Annotated in this window: 3 protein-coding genes; all 3 read right to left on the bottom strand. The window is 27.9% G+C overall.

Features of this window, described 5'->3' with window-relative positions:
- Positions 1-6: 6 nt before the first annotated feature.
- From HG1285_RS02305 to HG1285_RS02315, 3 genes are read right to left on the bottom strand one after another with little or no spacing between them, the layout of a single operon-like run.
- On the bottom strand, positions 7-228 hold the full coding sequence (locus HG1285_RS02305; protein ID WP_008289163.1) for a DUF4911 domain-containing protein: 222 nt from the start codon (positions 226-228) through the stop codon (positions 7-9).
- A complete protein-coding gene (locus tag HG1285_RS02310) occupies positions 228-599 on the bottom strand; it encodes a glycine zipper family protein (protein ID WP_008289162.1) in 372 nt (123 codons plus the stop codon). Before HG1285_RS02310 ends, HG1285_RS02305 begins: the two co-directional genes overlap by 1 nt.
- Before the next feature lie 11 nt (positions 600-610).
- On the bottom strand, positions 611-1,492 hold the full coding sequence (locus tag HG1285_RS02315) for a hypothetical protein (RefSeq protein ID WP_008289161.1): 882 nt from the start codon (positions 1,490-1,492) through the stop codon (positions 611-613).
- Positions 1,493-1,611 lie beyond the last annotated feature (119 nt).

Raw genomic sequence — 1,611 nt, 5'->3', positions numbered from 1 at the left:
TTTCTTTCAATCCTGAAGTATAAGCATCAAATCATCTATACAGTCAGGAGAAACTATAAGGTCAAGAAATCCTTCTTTTCCACTTCTGGTTCTTGGGAGGGCAATCCTTCCATGACCATCTATCACCATAGATATGAAATTTAGTTTCTTAGGGTTTACTTTTATAAGAAGATTTACTGATTTCCTGGGAGGGTTTGAAAGTTTTTCTAAAAACTCTTTGTCTAACATTAAAATCTCATCCCAAGTAAATTAACCTGTGCTGAAGTATCGTAAACATTTTTTGAAATCTCAACATTTTTAATTTTAATTTCAGGAATTCCTGCATGCATTTTACCATTGTTTATCTCTACAAGGGCAGTCTGAGATTCATATATACCAACGCCAACCCCAAATATAAGCCCAATTAACACACCTGTTCCTATTTTCTTGCCGAAATCTTTTCCCCCATCAATTGCATAAAGAGCAAGTCCTCCTACTCCTCCAATAGCAGTACCATACATGGCATCTCTAAATATAATTTCTCCATCAAGAGCTTTTGCTGGAGATATTACCAGCCCTGAAATCAAAGCTGTAGCAGTTATGAGCTTTTTCATCTTCATCCTTTCTACCCCTAAAAATTTTTTAGATTTTCAATTAGAATTAAGTATTCCTTAAGTATATCTTCCTTATCGTCTATTTCAGTATTATATATTAATTCTAATCTTTCCAAAAGATTATTTATTAAATTTATATTAGACGGTTTTGACACCTCTTTAGCCTTTAATAGATATTTCCTTGCAATTTCTAAATATTTTTCTTCTTCACCTAAATCGTCTTTTTTTAAGCTCTCAAAGCTTTTATATATATAATTTTTAAATAAAACAAGATAAAGATTTTCTCTACTTGTGATATCTATTAATGGGTCTATTGCTATTTCAACTGACTTTTTTGCAGTTAAATAATTTCGTGAATTTACATTATCATAAGCTATAGCTATAAATGTTTTTGCATTTTCAAGAGGAGTATCAATAAGAGGAAGCGTTATATTACTTTTTAAATCACTTAGATATAAAAGCAAATCTTCATTCTTTTCAGGGGAATAATTTTTTATATAATTATCCAAAACAGTTTCAATTTTTTCATAATTGGCAATATTACCTCTTATATCTTTAATATCGTTCCTTAATGATATTAAATCTTTTTTTATATTTTCATTTCTAAATAATTCAATTCGCAGTAAAATCGTATCTATTTTCTTATTTATCAGGTAAGAAGGAGAATAATTACTCGCTTCATTTAAAAAGAATAGAGCCGATTTTAAATATACTTTTATTTCGTTCAAACTTTTCCTCTTTGCGTTTAGGGAAGAATAAGCTTTTAAAGAAAGGTTAAGGGCTTTTAAAGAGTAAATTCTTAAATTATAAATTTGGCTTTCTAAGATACTTTTTGTTTCAGAAAAACTAAAAGAATTTGCAAAAATTAATAACAGAAAAATCCACTTGCAGAATTTCATTAATAATCTCTCTTAAATTTATTTATCATCAAAAAGTATAAAAAGCAAATAAGATTTATGCAACAGTATTAACTTTATCTTTGAATAAATATTAAACATTGTTTGATAAATCATAAAAT

The sequence above is a fragment of the Hydrogenivirga sp. 128-5-R1-1 genome (genome assembly GCF_000171895.1).
The sequence above is the reverse complement of the archived record's forward strand: the minus strand, read 5'-3'. Positions and strand labels throughout refer to the sequence as shown.

What these genes read in the sequence shown, in the direction of transcription:
- HG1285_RS02305 (WP_008289163.1), bottom strand. Translation starts at nt 228, where the DNA reads ATGTTAGACAAAGAGTTTTTAGAAAAACTTTCAAACCCTCCCAGGAAA.
- HG1285_RS02310 (WP_008289162.1), bottom strand. Translation starts at nt 599, where the DNA reads ATGAAGATGAAAAAGCTCATAACTGCTACAGCTTTGATTTCAGGGCTG.
- HG1285_RS02315 (WP_008289161.1), bottom strand. Translation starts at nt 1,492, where the DNA reads ATGAAATTCTGCAAGTGGATTTTTCTGTTATTAATTTTTGCAAATTCT.